The following is an 18,806-nucleotide window of genomic DNA, read 5'->3' as shown; positions in this document are numbered from 1 at the left end:
CCTCCCGGTATCCTTGCGTCAGTGGGGGATCAGGTGGTTCTGGGGGTCATCGCCGTGGCGATCGGCCTCGCCGTGGGCGTCGTGCTCTTCGTGCCCTTCGTCGCGATCAGCTACCGCCGCCGCGGACGCCTCTCGCTCGGACGCACGCTGCTCTGGCTCGCGGCGCTCGTCTACTTCTGGGCCATCTGGACGTACACGCTGCTGCCGCTTCCCGACCCGGACACCATCCGCTGCGTGGGGGCGATCACCGACCCGATGTCCGTCGTGCGCGACGTGCAGAAGGCGTTCGCCGCTCCGGGCAACCCGCTGCGCCAGCCCGCCCTGCTCCAACTCGTGTTCAACGTGCTGCTGTTCGTCCCGCTCGGAGCGTTCCTCCGCGTGCTGGGCGGCCGCGGCCTCCCCACCGCCCTCGTGGTCGGGTTCGGTCTGTCCCTGCTGGTGGAGACCACCCAGCTCACCGGGGTCTGGGGGCTGTACCCGTGCGCCTACCGCTTCTTCGACGTGGGCGACCTGATGACGAACACGACCGGAGCGGTCGTCGGCTCCGTCCTCGCGCTCGTGGTGCCACGGTCGCTGCGCGGAGTTCAGGCCCGTGCCGACGCCGATGAGCCCCGTCCCGTCACGCGCGGTCGCCGCGCGCTGGCGATGCTCTGCGACGGGCTCGCGAACGGCTTCGTCGTGCTTGCCGGGGGCGTCGCGGTGCAGCTCTGGCTCGAGTACGTCGTGGAGGACCGTCAGGCCGTGCTCGACGGCACCCTCGCCGGCACGGTGAGCACGGCGACCGCCTGTGCCCTGTGGCTCGTGATCATCCTCGTCACCGGCCGCTCGGTGGGAGACCTCGCCGTGCAGCTGCGCTACACCGGGTCGCGACTGCCGGCCGCGCTCGCCCGGCTGCTGCGCTGGGCGGGCGGCATCGGCGGACTCACGGCGCTGGGGATGCTCGGCGGGGTGTTCGACGCGCTGTCCTCGCTGCTGATCCTCGTCGCGATCGTGCTGCTGTTCACCACCCGCCAGGGTCGTGGGCTTCCCGGCCTGCTCTCCGGCCAGCACCTCGAGGACGCCCGCGTGACCGCGAAGAGTTGAGCCCATTATGTACATAAGAGGTATTCTGTACGCATGAACACTCTCAGCCGCAGCGTGCCGTCGAAGGACCTGCGCGATCAGCTCGCCGACGTTCTCGGCGGTGTCGCGTACGGGGCGGAGCGGGTGGGGGTGACGCGTCACGGCAAGCTCACCGCGGTCGTGATCGGCGTCGACGATCTCGAGCTCCTGGAAGAGCTCGAGGCTGCGCGAGATGCGGCGGAGTTCGGAGCGGCGAAGGCGGCGGACGACGGGGGTCGAGTCTCGCTCGATGACCTCCGTGCGGAACTCCCGTGACGCGGTACCGCGTCGAGTTCACCACCGCAGCGGCGAAGGAGGTCCGCAAGCTGGATCCTCCGCTCCGTCGGCGCATCCTCGCCGGGATCTCCGACCTCGAAAGGGAGCCTCGTCCGCACGGCGTCCGCAAGCTCGCCGGGTTCGACAACGCCTGGCGCGTGCGGATCGGCGACTACCGTGTGCTCTACGAGGTCGTGGACGAGCGGGTGCTCGTCACCGTGGTCCGCGTCGCCCACCGGCGGGACGTCTACGACCTCTGACGGCATCTCGAATCCACAGGGGTTTCCGATCACGGATCGATAACGTCGTCCTCATGAGCGTGATCCCGGTCGACGAGCACCTGATCTCCGAGGCGAAGGAGCTCCGCGACCAGCTGCAGCGCTTCCTCCGCGAGTACGAGTTCGGGATGCGCGAGGTGGAGACGAAGATCTCGATCCTCCGCGACGAGTTCACCCACGACCACGCGTACAACCCCATCGAGCACGTCAAGAGCCGGCTCAAGTCGCCGGACAGCATCGTCGAGAAGATCGCCAGGAAGGGCATCGACGACCCGGACTTCGATCGCATCCGCACGGAGATCACCGACATTGCCGGCGTGCGGGTGACGTGCAGCTTCGTCGCCGACGTCTACCGCCTGTTCGATCTGCTGACCGCGCAGGACGACGTGACCGTCCGCACGGTCAAGGACTACATCGCGAATCCGAAGCCGAACGGGTACAAGAGCCTGCACGCCATCATCGAGGTCCCCGTCTTCCTCTCGACCGGGGCGCTGGCCGTACCGGTCGAGGTGCAGTTCCGCACCATCGCGATGGACTTCTGGGCGAGCCTGGAGCACAAGATCTACTACAAGTTCTCCAACCAGGTGCCCGCGCACCTCGTCGACAGCCTCAGCGATGCCGCCGATGCCGCCGCCGAGCTCGACACCCGCATGGAGCGGCTGCACCGCGAGGCGCACGGCGTGCCGCAGCGACAGCTCGCCCCGCCTCCTCCGCCTGCGCCGCGCGTCGTCGAGGTCTGAGCGCCCCGCCTCAGGCGAGGAACTCGCGGGCGGCCGCGGACATCGCGGTGACCCCGACCTCGATCGTCGGATGGATCTCCGGCGCGAAGAAGGGTGAATGGTTGGTGGGGATGTCCTTCCCCACGGTCCCCGCCGCAAGAGCCTCGGCGAATCGGGCGGGGTCGACGCCGCCCCAGAACCAGAACACGAGCGGGACCTCGGCGTCGCGCGCGAACCACGAGACGTCCTCGCTGCCGGTGAACATGCCGGGGTCGACGACGGCCGAGTCCCCGAGCGCGCGACGCAGCGCCGAGGAGACCCGCGCCGTCGCCTCCTCGTCGTTGATCGTGGCGGGCAGCGTGTGCTGCGTGTGGATCTCGGGCTCGCGCTCGGCACCGGACGCCATGGCCTCGGCGCGCACGATCCGTTCGACGCTCTTCAGCACCTTCTCGCGCGCGTCCTCGTTCGGATAGCGGAGGCTGAGCTCCAGCTTCGCCTCGGCCGGGATGATGTTGTTCTTGAGTCCGGCGTGGATCGATCCGACGGTCACCACGGCCACGCCCTGCGGGTCGATCTCGCGGGAGGCGATCGTCTGCAGGCGCATCACGGTCGCGGCCGCCATCACGACAGGGTCGATCGTGGCGTGCGGGCGGGAGCCGTGGCCGCCGCGGCCGTGCAGGGTGACGGTGAGGCCGTCGGAGGCGGCCATCTGGGTGCCGCTGCGCACGCCGATGATGCCCGCCGGGAGCGGGGTGACGTGCTGACCGAGCACCACGTCGGGCTTCGGGTAGCGGGCGAGCAGGCCGTCGTCGAGCATGGCCCTGGCGCCGGCGCCGTACTCCTCCGCGGGCTGGATGAGCACGACGAGGGTGCCCGACCACTCCCCGCGGGTGTCGACCAGCTTCTGCACGGCGCCGATCATCGCGGTGACGTGCATGTCGTGGCCGCACGCGTGCATCACGGGCACGGTGGTGCCGGCCGGGTCGACGCCCTTCGCGGTGCTCGCGTACGCCAGACCCGTCTGCTCCTCGACCGGCAGCGCGTCCATGTCGGCGCGTACCCACACCACCGGCCGCGGGAACTCCTCGACCTGGGTCCCTGAGCTCGTCGAAGGGCCTGTCGAAGGGTTGCGCAGCACGCCGACCACGCCGGTCACGCCGACCCCCTCCTCGACCTCGAGCCCCAGGTCGCGCAGGTGCTGGGCGGCGATGCCCGCGGTCCTGGTCTCCTGGAACGACAGCTCCGGGTGCTGGTGCAGATCGATGTAGAGCGCTTCGAGGTCGATGGCCATGCGCCCGAGCCTAGCCGGGAGGTCAGGGCCGCGCGTAGGACTCCAGGGCCGGTCCCGGATGCAGCACGCCGTTCACGATCGCGCGGATCGCGAACTCGCTCGCGGCGCCGAGGGGGACCACTCCGGGGTGCAGGAGCCACTGGAGCTGCAGCCCGTCCATCACGGCGAGGATGGCGGCCGAGGCGGCGGCGATGGTCGCGGGTTCGGTCACGCCCTCCTGAGCGCAGAGCTCGCCGAACGCCGCCGTCACCTCCCGGCGCAGGGTCGTGTAGCGGTCCTCGAAGTACTCGCGGCCGGGGTGGTCGTCGGTCACCGACTCGGAGGACAGGACCGTGTAGGCCTGCACGATGCCCGGCCGCTTCTCGTTGGCGAACGCCGTGCGGACGAGGTGGAGGAAGAGCTCCGGCCCGTCGGGGATGTGCTTCTCGGCGAGGTCGGCCACGTCGGCCTGATCCCGGTAGGCGAGCACTTCGAGGAGGAGCTTCTGCTTCGAGCCGAAGTGGTGAAGGACGCCCGCGTGGGTGATGCCGACCTGTTCGGCGACATCGGCGAGGGTGCCGTTCGTGGAGCCCTTGTTGCCGAAGATCTCCACCGCAGCCTTGAGGATCTGCTCGCGCTTCTCCCGCGTGGCCGGGCGCACCCGGACCGTGTGTACGTCGTCCGTCATGAGCCCACCTCCCCTCGTCGCACTCTGCTTGCCAACCAACTTACTCCTCGGTAACCTCTCCACAGCTTACTTTCTCGACAGTAAGCGAAAGCGCGGTCGGAGGCGATCCGTCGGCCGCGTCGCCGCACAAGGACCCGTGCCCAAGGAGAAGCAATGAAGCTCACGAAAACCCTGATCGCCGCCAGCGCGGTCGCCGTCCTCGGCGTCTCCGCGCTCGCCGGATGCTCGTCCGGAGGGGGCGACGACGCCGCCGCGGGCGAGGCCGTCGCCCTCACCATCGCCAAGCCGGACGGCGCCATCACCACCGAGTCGAACAACCCGTACGTCGGAGACTCGTCCGCCTCGAAGTACGGCTACGGAAAGGTCGTCTTCGAGACCCTTGGCCTCGTCAACCAGACCGGAGACCGCGGGGTCACCCCCTGGCTCGCGGAGAGCATCGAGTGGAACGACGACTACACCGCCGTGACCGTCGTGCCCCGCCCCGACGTCACCTGGAGCGACGGGGAGCCGTTCACCGCCGACGACATCGTCTACTCGTACGAGCTCGTCTCCACGCCCGCGCTGGACACGGCCGGTCTGAAGTTCGAGGGCGCCACCGTCGACGGCGACGCGGTCACCCTGACGTTCGGCGAGTCGAAGTACGTCAACCAGGCGCGCGTCCTGCACGTGCCGATCGTTCCGAAGCACATCTGGGAGAACCTCGACGACCCCGCCACCGATCCCGTCAAGGGCGACGACCTCGTCGGCACCGGCCCCTACGCCCTCTCCAACTGGTCCACCGAGTCGGTCACGCTCACCGCGCGCGACGACTACTGGGGCGGCGACCTCGCCGTGCCCGAGCTGCACTACGTCTCCTACGGCGACAACACCGCGCTGACCACGGCCCTCGCCCAGGGCGAGGCGGACTGGGCGCAGGCGTTCATCCCGCAGATCCAGGAGCAGTTCCTCGACGCCGACCCCGAGCACAACAAGTTCTGGGCCGCCCCGACCACCGGCTCGGCGACGCTCTTCATGAACCTGCAGCAGAAGCCGTTCGACGACCCGACGTTCCGCCAGGCCCTCGCCTGGGTCATCGATCGCGACGCCTACGTGGACATCGCCCGGGAGGGCGCCAGCGAGCCGGTCTGGTCGGTGACCGGACTGTCGTCCATCCTGGACGACGAGATCCAGCCCGAGTTCGAGGGCCAGGAGTACGCCGTCGACGCCGAGAAGGCGCGGGATCTGCTGGAGTCAGCCGGGTACACCTGGAAGGACGACGCGCTGATCGATCCGGACGGCACCCCCGTCTCGTTCACGCTGTCGGTGCCCTCGGGCTGGAGCGACTGGAACACGGCACAGGAGCTCATCGCGGAGGATGTGACCGAGGCCATCGGTGCCGAGGTGAAGATCGACATGCCCGACTGGGGCGGCTGGCAGGTCCCGCGTGACGAGGGCACGTTCTCCGCGATCATCCACTGGCTGGAGGACAGCGGCACCGCTTACGGCCTCTACACCTCGACCATGGACCCCCGCTGGATCTCCTCGGAGGGTATCGCCGGGTTCAACTTCGGCCGCTTCGAGGACCCGGAGGCCACGGCGGCGCTGAACAGCTACGCCAACGCATCGTCGGACGAGGAGCGCACCACCGCCCTCACCACGCTGCAGGAGATCTTCGTCGAGCAGGTGCCCGCCATCCCGCTCGGCGCGCACCCGCTGCTGGGGGAGTTCAACACCCGGAACTACGTGGGCTGGCCCTCCGAGGAGGACCCGTACGCCTCGGCCGATCCGACCCAGCAGAACATCGTGCAGATCCTCACCAAGCTGGAACTCGCCGACTAGCGCTTCGACAGGCTCAGCCACCCACGGCGGGGCTTCGACAGGCTCAGCCACCCACGGCGGGGCTTCGACAGGCTCAGCCACCCATCTGGGTCCCTGAGCCTGTCGAAGGGCCCGCCCCCACTTAGGAGCACCATGCCAGATCCCCTGCTCACCGTGCGCGACTTCTCCGTCGTGTACGACGTCGACCCGCCCGTCGCGGCGGTGAAGAACGTCACCCTCCAGCTGCAGCGCGGCGAGATCCTCGGCCTCGCCGGCGAGAGCGGCTGCGGCAAGACGACGCTCGCGTACGGCGTCCAGCGGCTGCTGCGCGCGCCCGCCGTGATCACGAGCGGCAGCGTCACCTTCCACGACGTGACCGGTGTCGACATCGACATCAACGCGCTGGACGTCGACGCGATGCAGCGATTCCGCTGGGACAAGGTGTCGATGGTGTTCCAGGGGGCGATGAACGCCCTCAATCCGGTGGCGACGGTCGGATCGCAGCTGGAGGACGTGTTCGAGATCCACCGACCCGACATGACCCGGAAGCAGCGCCGAGCCGAGGCGGAGGAGCTGCTCGAGATCGTGAAGGTCGGGCGTGAGCGTGCTCGCTCCTTCCCGCACGAGCTGTCCGGAGGCATGCGGCAGCGCGTCATGATCGCGATGGCCCTGGCGCTGCGGCCGCAGCTCATGGTGATGGACGAGCCCACCACGGCGCTCGACGTCCTCGTGCAGCGGGAGATCCTCACGCAGATCTCGCAGCTGCGGCACGAGTTCGGGTTCTCGGTCGTCTTCATCACGCACGACCTCCCCCTCCTGCTGGAGATCAGCGACCGGATCGCGATCATGCGCGAGGGAGAGATCATCGAGCTCGATACGGCAGAGCGCATCTGGACGCAGCCCGAGCACGAGTACACGAAGACCCTGCTGTCGTCGTTCCCCCGGCTGACCGGGGAGAGAGGAGTGCTGGTGCGATGACCACCCTCGAATTCCGTCACGTCACGAAGGCGTACAACGTCCGAGGCGCCGGCCAGATCAAAGCCCTCGACGACGTGAGTTTCACGCTCACCTCCGGGCAGACGATCGGCCTGGTCGGACAGTCTGGCAGCGGCAAGTCCACGATCGCGAAGATCCTCACCCAGCTCGAGACCCCGACCAGCGGTGAGGTGCTGCTCGACGGCACGCCCATCCCGCGCCGCGGCAGAGGCCTGCGGAAGTACCGTCAGCAACTGCGCATGGTGTTCCAGGACCCGTTCGCCTCGCTCAACCCGTACCACTCGATCCGCTACCACCTGGAGCGGCCGATCCGCCTCGACGACGTGGTGCCCAGAGCGGAGACGGAGGCCGAGGTGCGCCGGCTCCTGGAGCGCGTGCGCCTCGACCCGGATGCGGTGATCGACCGCCGACCGCACGAGCTCTCCGGCGGGCAGCGCCAGCGTGTCGCCATCGCGCGGGCGCTCGCCTCCCGGCCGTCGCTCCTCGTCGCCGACGAGCCCGTCTCCATGCTGGACGTCTCCATCCGGCTCGGGGTGCTCACCCTCCTCGCCGATCTGCAGCGTGAGGAAGGGCTCGGCGTGCTCTATATCACCCACGACCTCGCCACCGCACGCCACTTCAGCGACGAGATCATGGTCCTCAACCAGGGCCGGGTCGTCGAGTACGGCACGGCGGACGACGTGATCCTCGATCCACAGGACCCCTACACCCGCGCTCTGCGCGCCGCATCGCCCGACCCGGAGAAGCACTTCGCGTCGGCGGCATCGAACGGAGGTGCGCGGTGAGCACGGCTTTTCCGCAGCTCGACGACAACGACCTCATCGCGCAGGGCGCACGGGAGGCGGGGACGACCGCGACGACGGTGGACCGCGGGACCCGGCGCGTGCCCTGGCGCTTCTTCGCCGGACGCGCCGCGTTCTACCTCTTCACGCTCTGGGCCGCGATCACCATCAACTTCTTCCTGCCGCGGCTGATGAAGGGCGACGCGGTGACGTCCTACCTCGCCCGCAACCGCACGGTGAGCCCGGAGGCCGCCGACGCCCTGCGCATCCTGCTGGGGATCGACACCGACAAGAGCCTCTGGCAGCAGTACCTCGAGTACTGGGGCATGCTGCTCCGCGGCGACCTCGGCATCTCGACCCTGCACGGGCTGCGGCCGGTGGCCGAGGTGCTGGGGGCGGCGTTGCCCTGGACACTGGGGCTGGTGGGCATCGCGACGATCATCTCGTTCGCGCTCGGCACCGTCGCCGGCGCCATCGTCGGCTGGAAGCGCGGGAGCAAGCTCGACGCGATCATCCCGGTGACGACGTTCTTCAACACCATCCCGTACTTCTGGCTCGGCCTCATCGCGATCGCCATCTTCTCCTCGACGCTGAAGTGGTTCCCCTCCTCGCATGCCTACGACAAGGGGCAGTCGCCGGAATGGAGTCTCGACTTCATCGGGCAGGTGATCGCGCACGGCACCCTCCCGGCGCTGACGATCGTGGTCGCATCGCTCGGCGGTTGGGTGCTGGGGATGCGCAACATGATGCTGACCGTGCTCGACGACGACTACATCACCGTCGCCCAGGCCAAGGGCATGCCCAACCGACGCGTGCTCTGGGCGTACGCGGCCCGCAACGCCGTGCTCCCGCAGATCCAGAGCTTCGCGCTGTCGATCGGCTTCATCGTCGGCGGCACGATCGTCATGGAGATGGTGTTCAGCTATCCGGGTGTCGGCAAGCTGCTGCTCGACGCGACCAACGCGAAGGACTTCGCGCTCATGCAGGGCGTGTTCCTCGTCATCACCCTCTCCGTGCTCGTGGCCAACATCCTCGCCGATGTCGTCTACGCCGACCTCGACCCGCGCACGCGCCAGATGGAGTCCTGACATGACCGTTCCCACCACCGCAGCGACGACAGCGCCCGACGGATCGGCCGTCGTCTCCGGCATGCCCGAGACCGCGACACTGCGCACCCCGCCGGCGGGAGCGCCGCCGCGCAAGACGTTCTGGTCGCAGCTCGCGCAGGCGTTCGCGATGTTCCGCAATCCCAAGTCGATCGCCGGGCTCATCATCCTCGGGGTGTTCGTGCTCATCGCGATCCTCGCTCCGTGGATCGCCCCGTACGGGCCGACCCAGAAGGACCGCACGGCGCTGCGTCAGCCGCCCTCCTGGGAGCACTGGCTGGGCACGACGCACATGGGCGAAGACGTGCTGAGCCAGATCATCTACGGCACGCGCGGGGTCATCGTCGTCGGCTTCCTCGCCGCCTTCATCGCCACGGCGATCGCGATCACCATCGGCGTCATCGCGGGCTACGTGCGCGGGTGGCGGAGCGAGTCGCTGTCGGCGCTGACGAACGTGTTCCTCGTCATCCCCGGCATCCCGCTCATCATCATCATCGCCTCCCAGTTCGAGAACCCGCCGCTCATCGTGATCGCCGCGGTGCTCGGGCTGACCGGGTGGGCGTGGGGAGCCCGCGTGCTGCGCGCCCAGACCATGTCGCTGCGCAACCGCGACTTCATCCAGGCGGCGCGCGCCAACGGCGAGCCGCTGCGTCGCATCATCACGGTGGAGATGCTGCCGAACCTCCTCGCGCTCATCGCCTCGAGCTTCGTCGGTACCGTGACCGCCGCGATCCTCGGGCTCACGACCCTGGCGTTCATCGGCGTGATCCCGGTGAGCAACCTGAACTGGGGGACGATCCTGTTCTGGGCCCAGCAGAACGGCGCGTTCCCGCGGCTGTGGTGGTGGTATGTGCCGGCCGGGCTCTGCATCGCGATCATCGGCGTCGCGCTCTCGCTCATCAACTTCGGCATCGACGAGTACGTCAACCCGCGCCTGCGCTCGGCGGGAGAGCGGGCCAGGGCGATGAAGAAGAAGGGGCTCAACGTGAACGACGCCGTCACGGCCGTCCGCAGCGTGCCCCTGCCGGAGAAGAGCCCCGATCCCGTATCGTCGGCGACTTCGCCGGGCGCTTCCGGCACCACCGACTCCTCGAACACCGCGACACCGCACACGAACCAGAACACGAAGTGATGACCTCTCAGACTCTGACCACGCAGCTCCCGTACCAGGACCCCGCTCTCTCCATCCCCGAGCGCGCGGCCGACCTCCTCAGTCGCATGACGCTCGAGGAGAAGGTCGGGCAGATGCTCCAGCTCGACGCTCGCGACGACATCGACGACCACGTGCTCCGGCGGCACGCGGGCTCGATCCTGCACGCCTCGGACGAGCGTCTGCGGCGGGCTGCCGTCCTGGTCGCGCAGACCCGACTCGGCATCCCGCTGCTCGTGGGCGAGGACTGCATCCACGGTCACTCCTTCTTCCCTGGGGGCACGATCTACCCGACGCAGCTCGGCATGGCGGCCTCGTGGGACCCGGCGCTTGTCGAGCGCGTGGCGCGGGCGACGGCCGAGGAGGTCGCCGTCACCGGCATCCACTGGACGTTCTCGCCGGTGCTCTGCATCGCCCGCGACCTGCGCTGGGGGCGGGTGGGGGAGACCTTCGGGGAGGACCCGTTCCTCATCGGGGAGCTGGCTTCGGCCATGGTGCGCGGCTATCAGGGTGACGGGCTCGACGACCCCACCGCGATCCTCGCCACGGCCAAGCACTTCGCCGGCTACTCGGAGACGCAGGGTGGACGCGACGCGAGCGAGGCGGACATCTCCCCGCGCAAGCTGCGCTCCTGGTTCCTGCCGCCGTTCGAGCGGGTCGCCCGCGAGGGCTGCCGGACGTTCATGCTCGGCTACCAGACGACGGACGGGGTGCCCATCACGCTGAACGAGTGGCTGCTCAGCGACGTGCTCCGTGGCGAGTGGGGCTACACCGGCACGCTCATCACCGACTGGGACAACGTGGGCCGGATGGTGTGGGAGCAGCGGGTGCAGCCCGACCTCACGCATGCGGCGGCCGCCGCGGTGCGCGCAGGGAACGACATGGTGATGACCACGCCCGGGTTCGTCGAGGGGGCGCTGGACGCGGTCGCCAGGGGGCTGCTGCCGGAGGACGCGTTCGACGACGCGGTCTCCCGCATCCTCACGCTGAAGTTCGAGCTCGGACTCTTCGAAGACCCCCGGCTGCCCCGCGACGACGTGTCCGCCGTGATCGGCAGCGCCGCGCATGCGGAGCTCAACCTCGAGATCGCGCGCCGCTCGCTCGTGCTCCTCGAGAACGACGGCCTGCTGCCGCTGGACTCCGCGGAGCCGCTGCGGGTGGCGGTGACCGGGCCGCTCGCGGACGACGCGCAGACGCAGCTCGGCGACTGGGCGGGCGGCTCGGGCCAGGCGGGCTGGCTCGACGGACAGCCCCGCGAGATGATCACGACCGTGCTCGACGGCCTCCGCGCGGTGGACGCGTGGACGGTCACGCACACGCGCGGCGCCGACATCCTCACGCTCGCCGACGACCCCCGCGGCACGCACTTCCCGGACAACCAGCCGCGTCCTCCGGTGGTGCAGCCGTGCCCGCCGGATCCCGCGCTGATCGCGGAGGCGGTGGCCGCCGCCGAGGCCGCGGACGTCGTGGTCGCGGTGGTGGGCGATCGCATCGAGCTCGTGGGCGAGGGACGGTCCACGGCCACGCTGGAGCTCATCGGCGGCCAGAACGCCCTGCTCGATGCGCTCATCGAGACCGGGACGCCCGTCGTCGTGGTGCTGCTGGCGTCCAAGCCTCTCGTGCTCCCATCTTCGGTGCAGCGCGCGGCGGCCGTCGTGTGGGCGGCCAACCCGGGCATGCAGGGCGGACGGGCGTTCGCCGACATCGTCACGGGTGCCGTGGAGCCCTCGGGCCGGCTGCCGATCTCGTTCGCGCGGCACGTCGGACAGCAGCCGACCTACTACAACCAGATCCGCGGCCAGCACGGCGACCGCTACGCCGACCTCACCCAGGCGCCCGCGTGGGCCTTCGGCGAGGGCCGGTCGTACACGACCGTGGCGTACGCGGACCTGGAGCTGGAGCAGACGGAGCTGCGCCTCGGCGACACCGTGGTGGGGCACGTGACCGTGACGAACACGGGGGACCGGCCCGTCCGCGAGACCGTGCAGGCCTACGTGCGGGACGAGGTGACGAGCGTGAGCTGGACCGACCGTGAACTGAAGTCCTTCCGGCAGGTCGAGCTCGCGCCGGGGGAGAGCGCCCGCGTGCGGATCGAGGTCCCCGTCGCGGACTGCACGATCGTGACCGCCGCCGGCGTCCGCACCGTGGAGCCCGGTGCCTTCACGCTCCTCGTCGGCCCCAGCTCCCGCGAGGAGCACCTCCTCCCCGCCCCCTTCGAGATCTCCCCGTCCTGATTCCCCGAGACCCCGCTTCCCCGCCGAGACCCCGTCGTATCCGCGCGGCGGCGGCGGGGTCTCGGCGCGAGGCCGGGGTCTCGGCGCCTCGATTTGACCTCAAGTGCACTTGAGGTTTTACGGTGGAGGGCGTGAGTGGGACAGAGAAGAAGTCGCGATGACGTACGTGATCGCGCTGCCGTGCGTCGACCTCAAGGACAAGGCCTGCATCGACGAATGCCCCGTCGACTGCATCTACGAGGGCGAACGGTCGCTCTACATCCACCCGGATGAGTGCGTGGATTGCGGGGCGTGCGAGCCGGTGTGCCCCGTCGAGGCGATCTACTACGAGGACGACCTCCCCGACGAGTGGCAGGACTACTACAAGGCCAACGTCGAGTTCTTCGACGAGATCGGCTCGCCCGGCGGCGCCGCCCGCACCGGACTCATCCGGCACGACCACCCCCTCATCGCCGCGCTCCCACCGCAGGAGGTGCACGAGTGACCCCGCGCATCGCCATCGTCGGCGCGGGCCCCGCGGGCATCTACGCCGCCGACCTCCTCCGGGCGCAGGTGCCGGAGGCGGCCATCGACCTGTACGAGAAGCTTCCCGCCCCGTACGGCCTCGTCCGCTACGGCGTCGCCCCCGACCACCCGCGCATCCGCAAGATCATCGATGCGCTGCACGACGTACTCCTCCAGCCCGGCATCCGGCTGCGCGGCAACGTCGAGGTCGGCGTCGATGTGACGGTCGACGAGCTCTGCCGGGCGTACGACGGCGTCGTCATCGCGACCGGAGCCGACCGCGACGTGGCGTTCGACGTGCCGGGAGCCGACCTTCCCGGATCGTACGGCGCCGCGGAGTTCGTGGCCTGGTACGACGCGCACCCCGACGTCGCCCAGGGCTGGGGTCTGGAGGCGGAGTCCGTGGCCGTGCTCGGCGCAGGCAACGTCGCGCTCGACGTCACGCGCATCCTTGCGAAGCACGCCGCGGCGCTGGAGTCGACCGACACCCCCGACCACATCCTCGACGCGCTCGCCGCGAGTCGGATCCGCGACGTGCACCTCTTCGCCCGCCGTGGCCCGGCCGATGTGCGCTTCTCGGCCCTGGAGCTGCGCGAGCTGGGCGAGCAGCACGACGTGGAGGTGATCGTCGATCCCGCCGATCTCGAGCTCGACGACCACGCCGCCCGCATGCTGGAGCAGTTCTCCCAGCGCCGCATCATCGTGCGCACCCTCACGGAGTGGGCGCAGCGTCCGTCCGCCGGGGCCTCCCGGCGCATCCACCTGCACTTCCGGCATCGACCCGTCCGCGTCCTCGGTGCGGACCGCGTGGAGGGCATCGAGTTCGAGCGCACCGCGTCCGATCCGCTCGGACGCATGGTCGGCACCGGCGAGCTCGTGCGCTACGAGGTCGGCGCCGTCTACCGGGCGATCGGCTACCTCTCCTCGCCCGTGCCCGGTGTGCCGTTCGACGCGGCACGGGGCATCGTGCCGAATGCGGAGGGGCGGGTGCTCGATGCCGACGGCACGCCCGTCCCCGGCCTCTACGCCACCGGCTGGATCAAGCGCGGGCCGATCGGACTCATCGGCTCGACCAAGTCCGACGCCGCGCAGACCGTGCAGCATCTCGTCGAGGACCTCGCTGCCACTCCGTCCGCCCGCATCGACCGGGACCCGCCCCTGGACCTCCCCGGCGTGGTGGACTGGGAGGGTTGGTTGCGCATCGACGAGGCCGAGCGCCGCGCCGGAGCCGTCCGCGGCCGGGAGCGCACGAAGCTCGTCGACCGCGCGGCCATGCGCGCCCACGCGACCCCCACCCCCATCCCTCTCGAGGAGAGCACCCGATGACCCGCGACCCGCACACCACCCCGCACCCCGCCGCTCCGGTGCCCACGCCGGTCGGAGAGGGGCTCAAGGCGGCGTTCCGCACCCACCCCGCCGGTGTCGCCATCATCACGGCGCAGGGTCCGGACGGCCCCGTCGGCCTCACGGCGTCGAGCGTGTCGTCGGTCGCGGTCGATCCGGCGGCCATCGTGTTCTCGGTGACCAGGGCGACCGGAAGCGCCGGGGCCATCCTCGGCGCGGAGACCTTCGTCGTGCATCTCATCGACGACGAGCACTCCGCGCTCGCCCAGAGCTTCGCGGTGAGCGGTTCCGAGCGCTTCACGCCCGAGCAGGGCTGGACGACGCTGCCGACCGGGGAGCCGCACCTGGCGGAGGCCAGGGTCGCGTTGCGCTGCCGAGCGATCCAGACCGTGCCCGTCGGCTCGTCGACCGTGGTGATCGCCGAGGTGCTCGAGGTGCTCGCGGGCCGCCCCGCCCGCCCGCTCGTCTACATCGACCGCCGATTCCACGCCCTGTCCCACGACACCGCCCTCTGACCCCGTCACGAAAGGAACAACCATGTCCACTCCGTACACGCTCCCCGAGCTGCCCTACGACTACTCCGCGCTGGAGCCGCACATCTCCGGCAAGATCATGGAGCTGCACCACTCCAAGCACCACCAGGCCTACGTGACCGGCGCGAACACGGCGCTGGAGCAGCTCGCGGCGGCCCGGGACAGCGGCGACCTCGGAGCGGTGAACAAGCTCGAGAAGGACCTCGCGTTCAACCTCGGCGGCCACATCAACCACTCCGTGTTCTGGCAGAACCTCTCGCCGGAGGGCGGCGGGGCTCCGGAGGGCGAGCTCTCGGCGGCCCTGGCGGACTCCTTCGGGTCGATCGACGGCTTCCGCGCGCACTTCACCGCGACGGCCCTCGGCGTGCAGGGCTCCGGGTGGGCCGTGCTCGCCTGGGACTCGGTGGGGGCCCGCCCCGTGATCTTCCAGCTCTTCGACCAGCAGGGCAACGCGCCGCTCGGCGTCATCCCGCTGCTGCAGCTCGACGTGTGGGAGCACGCCTACTACCTCGACTACCTCAACGTGCGGGCGGACTACGTCAAGGCATTCTGGAACCTCGTGAACTGGCCCGACGTGCAGCGCCGCTTCGAGACGGCGCGCACCGCGACCGCGGGTCTCCTCGTCCCCTGACCCCCTCTTCGCCGACCCGGCCCCTTGCGTGCGCCCCGGCCCGTTGCGATCGTCCGCAACGGGCCGGGGTGGCCGCAAGGGGCCGGGTCGCGTTCAGGCGAGGGTGAGGAAGAGCTTCTCCAGGTCGGGGAGCGGGACGGCGTCGTCCTGCGCGGGGTCCTCGAGGCAGGTCTTCATGGCGGAGGCGATGATCTGGAACCCCGCCTTGTCCAGGGCGGAGGTCACGGCGGCGAGCTGCGTGACGACGGCCCGGCAGTCGCCGCCGCTCTCGACCGCGGCGATCACGGCGCCGAGCTGTCCCTGTGCGCGCTTGAGGCGGTTGGCGATCTTGCGCTGCGTGTCGATGTCGACGGTGGTCATGGTCTCTCCCTGAAGGCCGGCTGTGCGCTCCACTATACCCCCGGGGGTATAGTGTCTGCATACCCACCGGGGTATCGAGTGAGGAGAGAACACATGTGTCGAGCAGTCCGTTGCCGTACCTGCGGGAAGACCACCTGGGCGGGGTGCGGTCAGCACGTCGACGCCGTCCGCCGCACCGTGCCGGCGTCGGACTGGTGCACGGGCCATCCGAAGGACGAGGCCAAGGGCGGTCTCCTGGCCCGGCTGTTCGGCCGATGAGCGCGCCACTCCGCGTCGTCATCGTCGGTGGCGTCGCCGGCGGCATGTCGGCGGCGACCCGGCTCCGACGGCTCGACGAGTCCGCGGACATCGTCGTCTTCGAGCGCGGGCCCGAGGTCTCCTACGCCAACTGCGGTCTGCCCTACTATGTGGGCGGCGTGATCGAGGAGCGCGGCGCCCTCCTGCTGCAGACCCCGGAGTCGCTGCACCGCCGCTTCCGGCTGGACGTCCGCGTCCGTCACGACGTCGTCGGCATCGACACCGCGCGCAAGACGGTCGAGGTCGTCGATCTCGACAGCGGCCACCGGAGCACCCACCCGTACGACCGCCTCGTGCTCGCCACCGGTGCCCGGCCCCGCGGCGACGAGCCGACCGGAGCCCTCCCCGCGCGGAGCCTGCGGACCGTGGCCGATGCCGATGCGATCGACGCAGCCCTCCGCCCCGGGCTGCCGGTGGTCGTGGTGGGCGGCGGATACACGGGGCTCGAAGCGGTGGAGAACCTCGTCGCCCGGGGCGCCGCGGTCACCCTGGTGCAACGCGGTGCCCAGCTGCTCGCCCCGCTGGATCCGGAGATGGCCGCCCCCCTCGCGGCCGAGGTCCGGCGCCGCGGGGTTGAGGTGCGACTCGGCGTCGAGGTCGTGGCCACGGCCGCGGATTCCGTGACCCTGAGCGACGGTGCCACCCTCCCTGCGGAGTTCCTCGTCGACGCCTCCGGGGTCGTGCCCGAGGTCGGACTCGCCCGCACCGCCGGGATCCGTCTTGGCGAGACCGGCGGAATCGCCGTCGACGAGGCCTGCCGCACCAGTGCGCCCGACGTCTTCGCGGTCGGCGACGGCGTCGAGAAGGCCGACCTCATCGGCGGTGGTGCGGCACTCGTGACCATGGCCGGTCTCGCCAACCGCCACGGCCGGATGGTCGCTGACGTCATCGCGGGGCGGGAGGAGTCAGCGCGCCCCGCGCTCGGCACCGGCATCGTGCAGGTGTTCGGCCTGGCCGCCGCGAAGACCGGATGGAGCGAGAAGCAGCTCCGTGCGGCGGGCCGCGAGTTCTACGCCGTGCACGTGCATCCGGTGTCGCACGCCGGCTACTACCCGGGCGCGGAGACCCTCTCGATGAAGATGCTCGCCGACCCTGCCACCGACCGCATCCTCGGGGCGCAGATCGTGGGTCGTGACGGTGTGGACAAGCGGATCGACGTCATCGCCACGGCGCTGCAGGCGGGCGTCACGGCCGCCGGTCTCGCGCACCTCGAGCTCGCGTATGCCCCGCAGTTCGGCTCGGCGAAGGACGCCGTGAACATCCTCGGCTACGTCGCCGAGAACACCCGCAGCGGCACCACGCCGACCCTCCAGTGGCACGAGCTCGACGACGCCGTGCAGGCGGGCGCAGCCCTCATCGACGTCCGCTCCGCGGGCGAGCATGCGAACGGCGGCATCCCCGGCGCGCGGAACATCCCGCTCGACGAGCTGCGCGACCGCCTCGACGAGCTGCCGGACGGGCCCCTCGTGGTGCACTGCCAGGTCGGTCTCCGGGGGCACATCGCCACCCGGCTGCTGCGGCAGCACGGGCGCGAGGTGCGCAATCTCGACGGCGGCTACCGCACCTGGCGGGACGCGACCGCAGAGTGCTGAGCTCGACGCGTTCACTACTCAGGAGAACCGGCGCACCTGCGCCCGTCAGGGCCGGAACCGCGGTCTCCGCGTGCCGTACTCCTGAGTTGTGAACGCCGCCCGGCTCAGACGAGCCGGGCGGTCGTGCCGCGGACGTTGAGCTCGTACGGAAGGGCGGCGGGCGGGCGCACGGCTTCCGGGTCGGTGAGCTTCGCGAGGACCGCGTCGGCCGCCCGTTCGCCCTGTCCGAGCGGGAACTGGTCGACCGTGGTGAGGCGGAAGAACTCGCCGAGCTCATGGCCGTCGATGCCCACGATGGACAGGTCCCCCGGCACCGCGAAGCCGAGGTCGCGCGCGGCGAGGAGCGCCCCGATCGCCATCTCGTCCGACGCGGCGAACACCGCGGTGGGACGCGGCCCCGGACGCCCGAGGAGCTGCTTCGCGGCGCGGTAGCCGCCCTCCACCGTGAAGTCCGCGGGCTCCAGGAACGCGGGGTTCAGGGGGATGCCGGCCGTGGCCAGTGCCCGCTCGAACCCGAGTCGTCGGTTCGTGGGGATGTGGAAGTCGATGTCGAACTCGGGGTTCGCGCCGATGTGGGCGATCTCGGTGTGGCCGAGGCCGAGCAGGTGCTCCGTCGCGAGCTGCGCCACGGCGACGTCGTCGACCGTGAGCGTGTCGAGCTTCGGATTGGGGCCGCCGATCGCGATGACGGGCAGACCGAGGTCGAGGAGCTGCTGGGTCTCGTCCTCGTCCAGCTCGATGGACACGGCGATCACGGCGTCGACCCGCTGGCGGCGCAGGAACGTGTCGAACACGTGGCGGCGCACGTCCTTGTCGGCGGTGATGTTGTAGAGCGTGATGTCGTAGCCGGCCCGCATCAGGGCCGCGGAGACCCCGGACAGCACGGTGCTGAAGAACCAGCGGTCGAGGAACGGCACCACGACTCCGATGTTGCGGGTGCGCCCCGACGCGAGGCTCGAGGCGCGGGAGGAGACCACGTATCCGAGCGAGGCGGCGGCGGCCTGCACGCGCTCGCGCGCGGACTCCGACACGTGCCCGCGGCCGCTCAGCGCGCGCGAGACCGTCGCGGTGGAGACGCCGGCGAGCCGGGCGACCTCGTCGATGCTCGCCATCGTCGTTCCTTCGGATCGGAGACGCCCGTGCCGCGC

19 protein-coding genes are annotated in these 18,806 nt (G+C 70.4%); 15 read left to right on the top strand and 4 right to left on the bottom strand.

The features are described from left to right. Positions 1-21: 21 nt before the first annotated feature. The 4 genes from AB1285_RS13415 to AB1285_RS13400 are packed head-to-tail and all read left to right on the top strand — an operon-like array spanning position 22 to position 2,395. Positions 22-1,083 carry a VanZ family protein gene (locus tag AB1285_RS13415; protein WP_187663052.1) on the top strand — a complete coding sequence of 354 codons (1,062 nt, stop codon included), beginning with the start codon at positions 22-24 and terminating at the stop codon, positions 1,081-1,083. 33 nt (positions 1,084-1,116) lie between these two features. After that, positions 1,117-1,377: a type II toxin-antitoxin system prevent-host-death family antitoxin gene (locus AB1285_RS13410; RefSeq protein WP_085604709.1), complete on the top strand. Its 261-nt coding sequence runs from the start codon at positions 1,117-1,119 to the stop codon at positions 1,375-1,377. After that, a complete protein-coding gene (locus AB1285_RS13405; protein ID WP_187663053.1) occupies positions 1,374-1,637 on the top strand; it encodes a type II toxin-antitoxin system RelE family toxin in 264 nt (87 codons plus the stop codon). The genes AB1285_RS13410 and AB1285_RS13405 overlap by 4 nt, the downstream gene beginning before the upstream one ends. 53 nt (positions 1,638-1,690) lie before the next feature. After that, positions 1,691-2,395 carry a GTP pyrophosphokinase gene (locus tag AB1285_RS13400; RefSeq protein ID WP_259954947.1) on the top strand — a complete coding sequence of 235 codons (705 nt, stop codon included), beginning with the start codon at positions 1,691-1,693 and terminating at the stop codon, positions 2,393-2,395. 10 nt (positions 2,396-2,405) lie between these two features. Here AB1285_RS13400 and AB1285_RS13395 read toward each other — a convergent pair whose 3' ends face one another. Continuing rightward, positions 2,406-3,665 (bottom strand): amidohydrolase, encoded by a 1,260-nt coding sequence (locus tag AB1285_RS13395; protein WP_370429061.1) that lies wholly within the window; start codon positions 3,663-3,665, stop codon positions 2,406-2,408. Positions 3,666-3,687: 22 nt separating this feature from the next. Then, positions 3,688-4,332, bottom strand: coding sequence for a TetR/AcrR family transcriptional regulator (locus AB1285_RS13390; protein WP_187663056.1), 645 nt, complete (start codon positions 4,330-4,332; stop codon positions 3,688-3,690). Positions 4,333-4,485: 153 nt separating this feature from the next. On the opposite strand from AB1285_RS13390, the gene AB1285_RS13385 reads away from it, so the two are divergent. The 10 genes from AB1285_RS13385 to AB1285_RS13340 all read left to right on the top strand — a co-directional run bounded on the left by AB1285_RS13385 (position 4,486) and on the right by AB1285_RS13340 (position 15,409). Next, complete coding sequence (locus AB1285_RS13385; RefSeq protein WP_370429062.1) at positions 4,486-6,150, top strand: ABC transporter substrate-binding protein; 1,665 nt, start codon at positions 4,486-4,488, stop codon at positions 6,148-6,150. Between the two features lie 132 nt (positions 6,151-6,282). Then, complete coding sequence (locus AB1285_RS13380) at positions 6,283-7,107, top strand: ABC transporter ATP-binding protein (RefSeq protein ID WP_280565248.1); 825 nt, start codon at positions 6,283-6,285, stop codon at positions 7,105-7,107. After that, entirely contained in the window at positions 7,104-7,910 is an 807-nt protein-coding gene (locus AB1285_RS13375; protein WP_259954957.1) for an ABC transporter ATP-binding protein, read from the top strand. Before AB1285_RS13380 ends, AB1285_RS13375 begins: the two co-directional genes overlap by 4 nt. Beyond that, positions 7,907-8,995, top strand: coding sequence for an ABC transporter permease (locus AB1285_RS13370; RefSeq protein ID WP_292796193.1), 1,089 nt, complete (start codon positions 7,907-7,909; stop codon positions 8,993-8,995). The genes AB1285_RS13375 and AB1285_RS13370 overlap by 4 nt, the downstream gene beginning before the upstream one ends. A gap of 1 nt (position 8,996) precedes the next feature. Further along, a complete protein-coding gene (locus AB1285_RS13365; protein WP_292796196.1) occupies positions 8,997-10,145 on the top strand; it encodes an ABC transporter permease in 1,149 nt (382 codons plus the stop codon). Then, a complete protein-coding gene (locus AB1285_RS13360; protein WP_370429063.1) occupies positions 10,145-12,397 on the top strand; it encodes a glycoside hydrolase family 3 N-terminal domain-containing protein in 2,253 nt (750 codons plus the stop codon). The genes AB1285_RS13365 and AB1285_RS13360 overlap by 1 nt, the downstream gene beginning before the upstream one ends. 157 nt (positions 12,398-12,554) lie before the next feature. Continuing rightward, the gene (gene fdxA / locus AB1285_RS13355) at positions 12,555-12,881 is read left to right on the top strand and encodes a ferredoxin (RefSeq protein ID WP_025103996.1); all 327 of its coding nucleotides are present in this window, start codon (positions 12,555-12,557) and stop codon (positions 12,879-12,881) included. Further along, the gene (locus AB1285_RS13350; protein WP_366237318.1) at positions 12,878-14,227 is read left to right on the top strand and encodes an FAD-dependent oxidoreductase; all 1,350 of its coding nucleotides are present in this window, start codon (positions 12,878-12,880) and stop codon (positions 14,225-14,227) included. Before fdxA ends, AB1285_RS13350 begins: the two co-directional genes overlap by 4 nt. Continuing rightward, on the top strand, positions 14,224-14,760 hold the full coding sequence (locus AB1285_RS13345; RefSeq protein WP_187663063.1) for a flavin reductase family protein: 537 nt from the start codon (positions 14,224-14,226) through the stop codon (positions 14,758-14,760). The genes AB1285_RS13350 and AB1285_RS13345 overlap by 4 nt, the downstream gene beginning before the upstream one ends. 22 nt (positions 14,761-14,782) lie before the next feature. Beyond that, positions 14,783-15,409, top strand: coding sequence for a superoxide dismutase (locus tag AB1285_RS13340; protein ID WP_025103993.1), 627 nt, complete (start codon positions 14,783-14,785; stop codon positions 15,407-15,409). A 93-nt stretch (positions 15,410-15,502) separates the two neighbouring features. Here the strand turns inward: AB1285_RS13340 and AB1285_RS13335 are convergent, their stop codons facing one another. Continuing rightward, positions 15,503-15,769 (bottom strand): metal-sensitive transcriptional regulator, encoded by a 267-nt coding sequence (locus tag AB1285_RS13335; protein WP_187663064.1) that lies wholly within the window; start codon positions 15,767-15,769, stop codon positions 15,503-15,505. Positions 15,770-16,023: 254 nt separating this feature from the next. On the opposite strand from AB1285_RS13335, the gene AB1285_RS13330 reads away from it, so the two are divergent. Continuing rightward, on the top strand, positions 16,024-17,658 hold the full coding sequence (locus AB1285_RS13330) for an FAD-dependent oxidoreductase (protein ID WP_292793242.1): 1,635 nt from the start codon (positions 16,024-16,026) through the stop codon (positions 17,656-17,658). 104 nt (positions 17,659-17,762) lie between these two features. Here the strand turns inward: AB1285_RS13330 and AB1285_RS13325 are convergent, their stop codons facing one another. Continuing rightward, positions 17,763-18,770: a LacI family DNA-binding transcriptional regulator gene (locus tag AB1285_RS13325; RefSeq protein WP_187663066.1), complete on the bottom strand. Its 1,008-nt coding sequence runs from the start codon at positions 18,768-18,770 to the stop codon at positions 17,763-17,765. Positions 18,771-18,806: the final 36 nt, after the last annotated feature.

The organism is Microbacterium sp. NRRL B-14842, from assembly GCF_050470785.1.
The sequence above is the reverse complement of the archived record's forward strand: the minus strand, read 5'-3'. Positions and strand labels throughout refer to the sequence as shown.

Bases quoted from the DNA above. Each gene is read 5' to 3' on its own strand.
- AB1285_RS13340 (WP_025103993.1), top strand. From the start codon at position 14,783: ATGTCCACTCCGTACACGCTCCCCGAGCTGCCCTACGACTACTCCGCG.
- AB1285_RS13390 (WP_187663056.1), bottom strand. From the start codon at position 4,332: ATGACGGACGACGTACACACGGTCCGGGTGCGCCCGGCCACGCGGGAG.
- AB1285_RS13335 (WP_187663064.1), bottom strand. From the start codon at position 15,769: ATGACCACCGTCGACATCGACACGCAGCGCAAGATCGCCAACCGCCTC.
- AB1285_RS13385 (WP_370429062.1), top strand. From the start codon at position 4,486: ATGAAGCTCACGAAAACCCTGATCGCCGCCAGCGCGGTCGCCGTCCTC.
- AB1285_RS13330 (WP_292793242.1), top strand. From the start codon at position 16,024: ATGAGCGCGCCACTCCGCGTCGTCATCGTCGGTGGCGTCGCCGGCGGC.
- AB1285_RS13375 (WP_259954957.1), top strand. From the start codon at position 7,104: ATGACCACCCTCGAATTCCGTCACGTCACGAAGGCGTACAACGTCCGA.
- AB1285_RS13400 (WP_259954947.1), top strand. From the start codon at position 1,691: ATGAGCGTGATCCCGGTCGACGAGCACCTGATCTCCGAGGCGAAGGAG.
- AB1285_RS13345 (WP_187663063.1), top strand. From the start codon at position 14,224: ATGACCCGCGACCCGCACACCACCCCGCACCCCGCCGCTCCGGTGCCC.
- AB1285_RS13360 (WP_370429063.1), top strand. From the start codon at position 10,145: ATGACCTCTCAGACTCTGACCACGCAGCTCCCGTACCAGGACCCCGCT.
- AB1285_RS13410 (WP_085604709.1), top strand. From the start codon at position 1,117: ATGAACACTCTCAGCCGCAGCGTGCCGTCGAAGGACCTGCGCGATCAG.
- AB1285_RS13395 (WP_370429061.1), bottom strand. From the start codon at position 3,665: ATGGCCATCGACCTCGAAGCGCTCTACATCGATCTGCACCAGCACCCG.
- AB1285_RS13365 (WP_292796196.1), top strand. From the start codon at position 8,997: ATGACCGTTCCCACCACCGCAGCGACGACAGCGCCCGACGGATCGGCC.
- AB1285_RS13325 (WP_187663066.1), bottom strand. From the start codon at position 18,770: ATGGCGAGCATCGACGAGGTCGCCCGGCTCGCCGGCGTCTCCACCGCG.
- fdxA (WP_025103996.1), top strand. From the start codon at position 12,555: ATGACGTACGTGATCGCGCTGCCGTGCGTCGACCTCAAGGACAAGGCC.
- AB1285_RS13380 (WP_280565248.1), top strand. From the start codon at position 6,283: ATGCCAGATCCCCTGCTCACCGTGCGCGACTTCTCCGTCGTGTACGAC.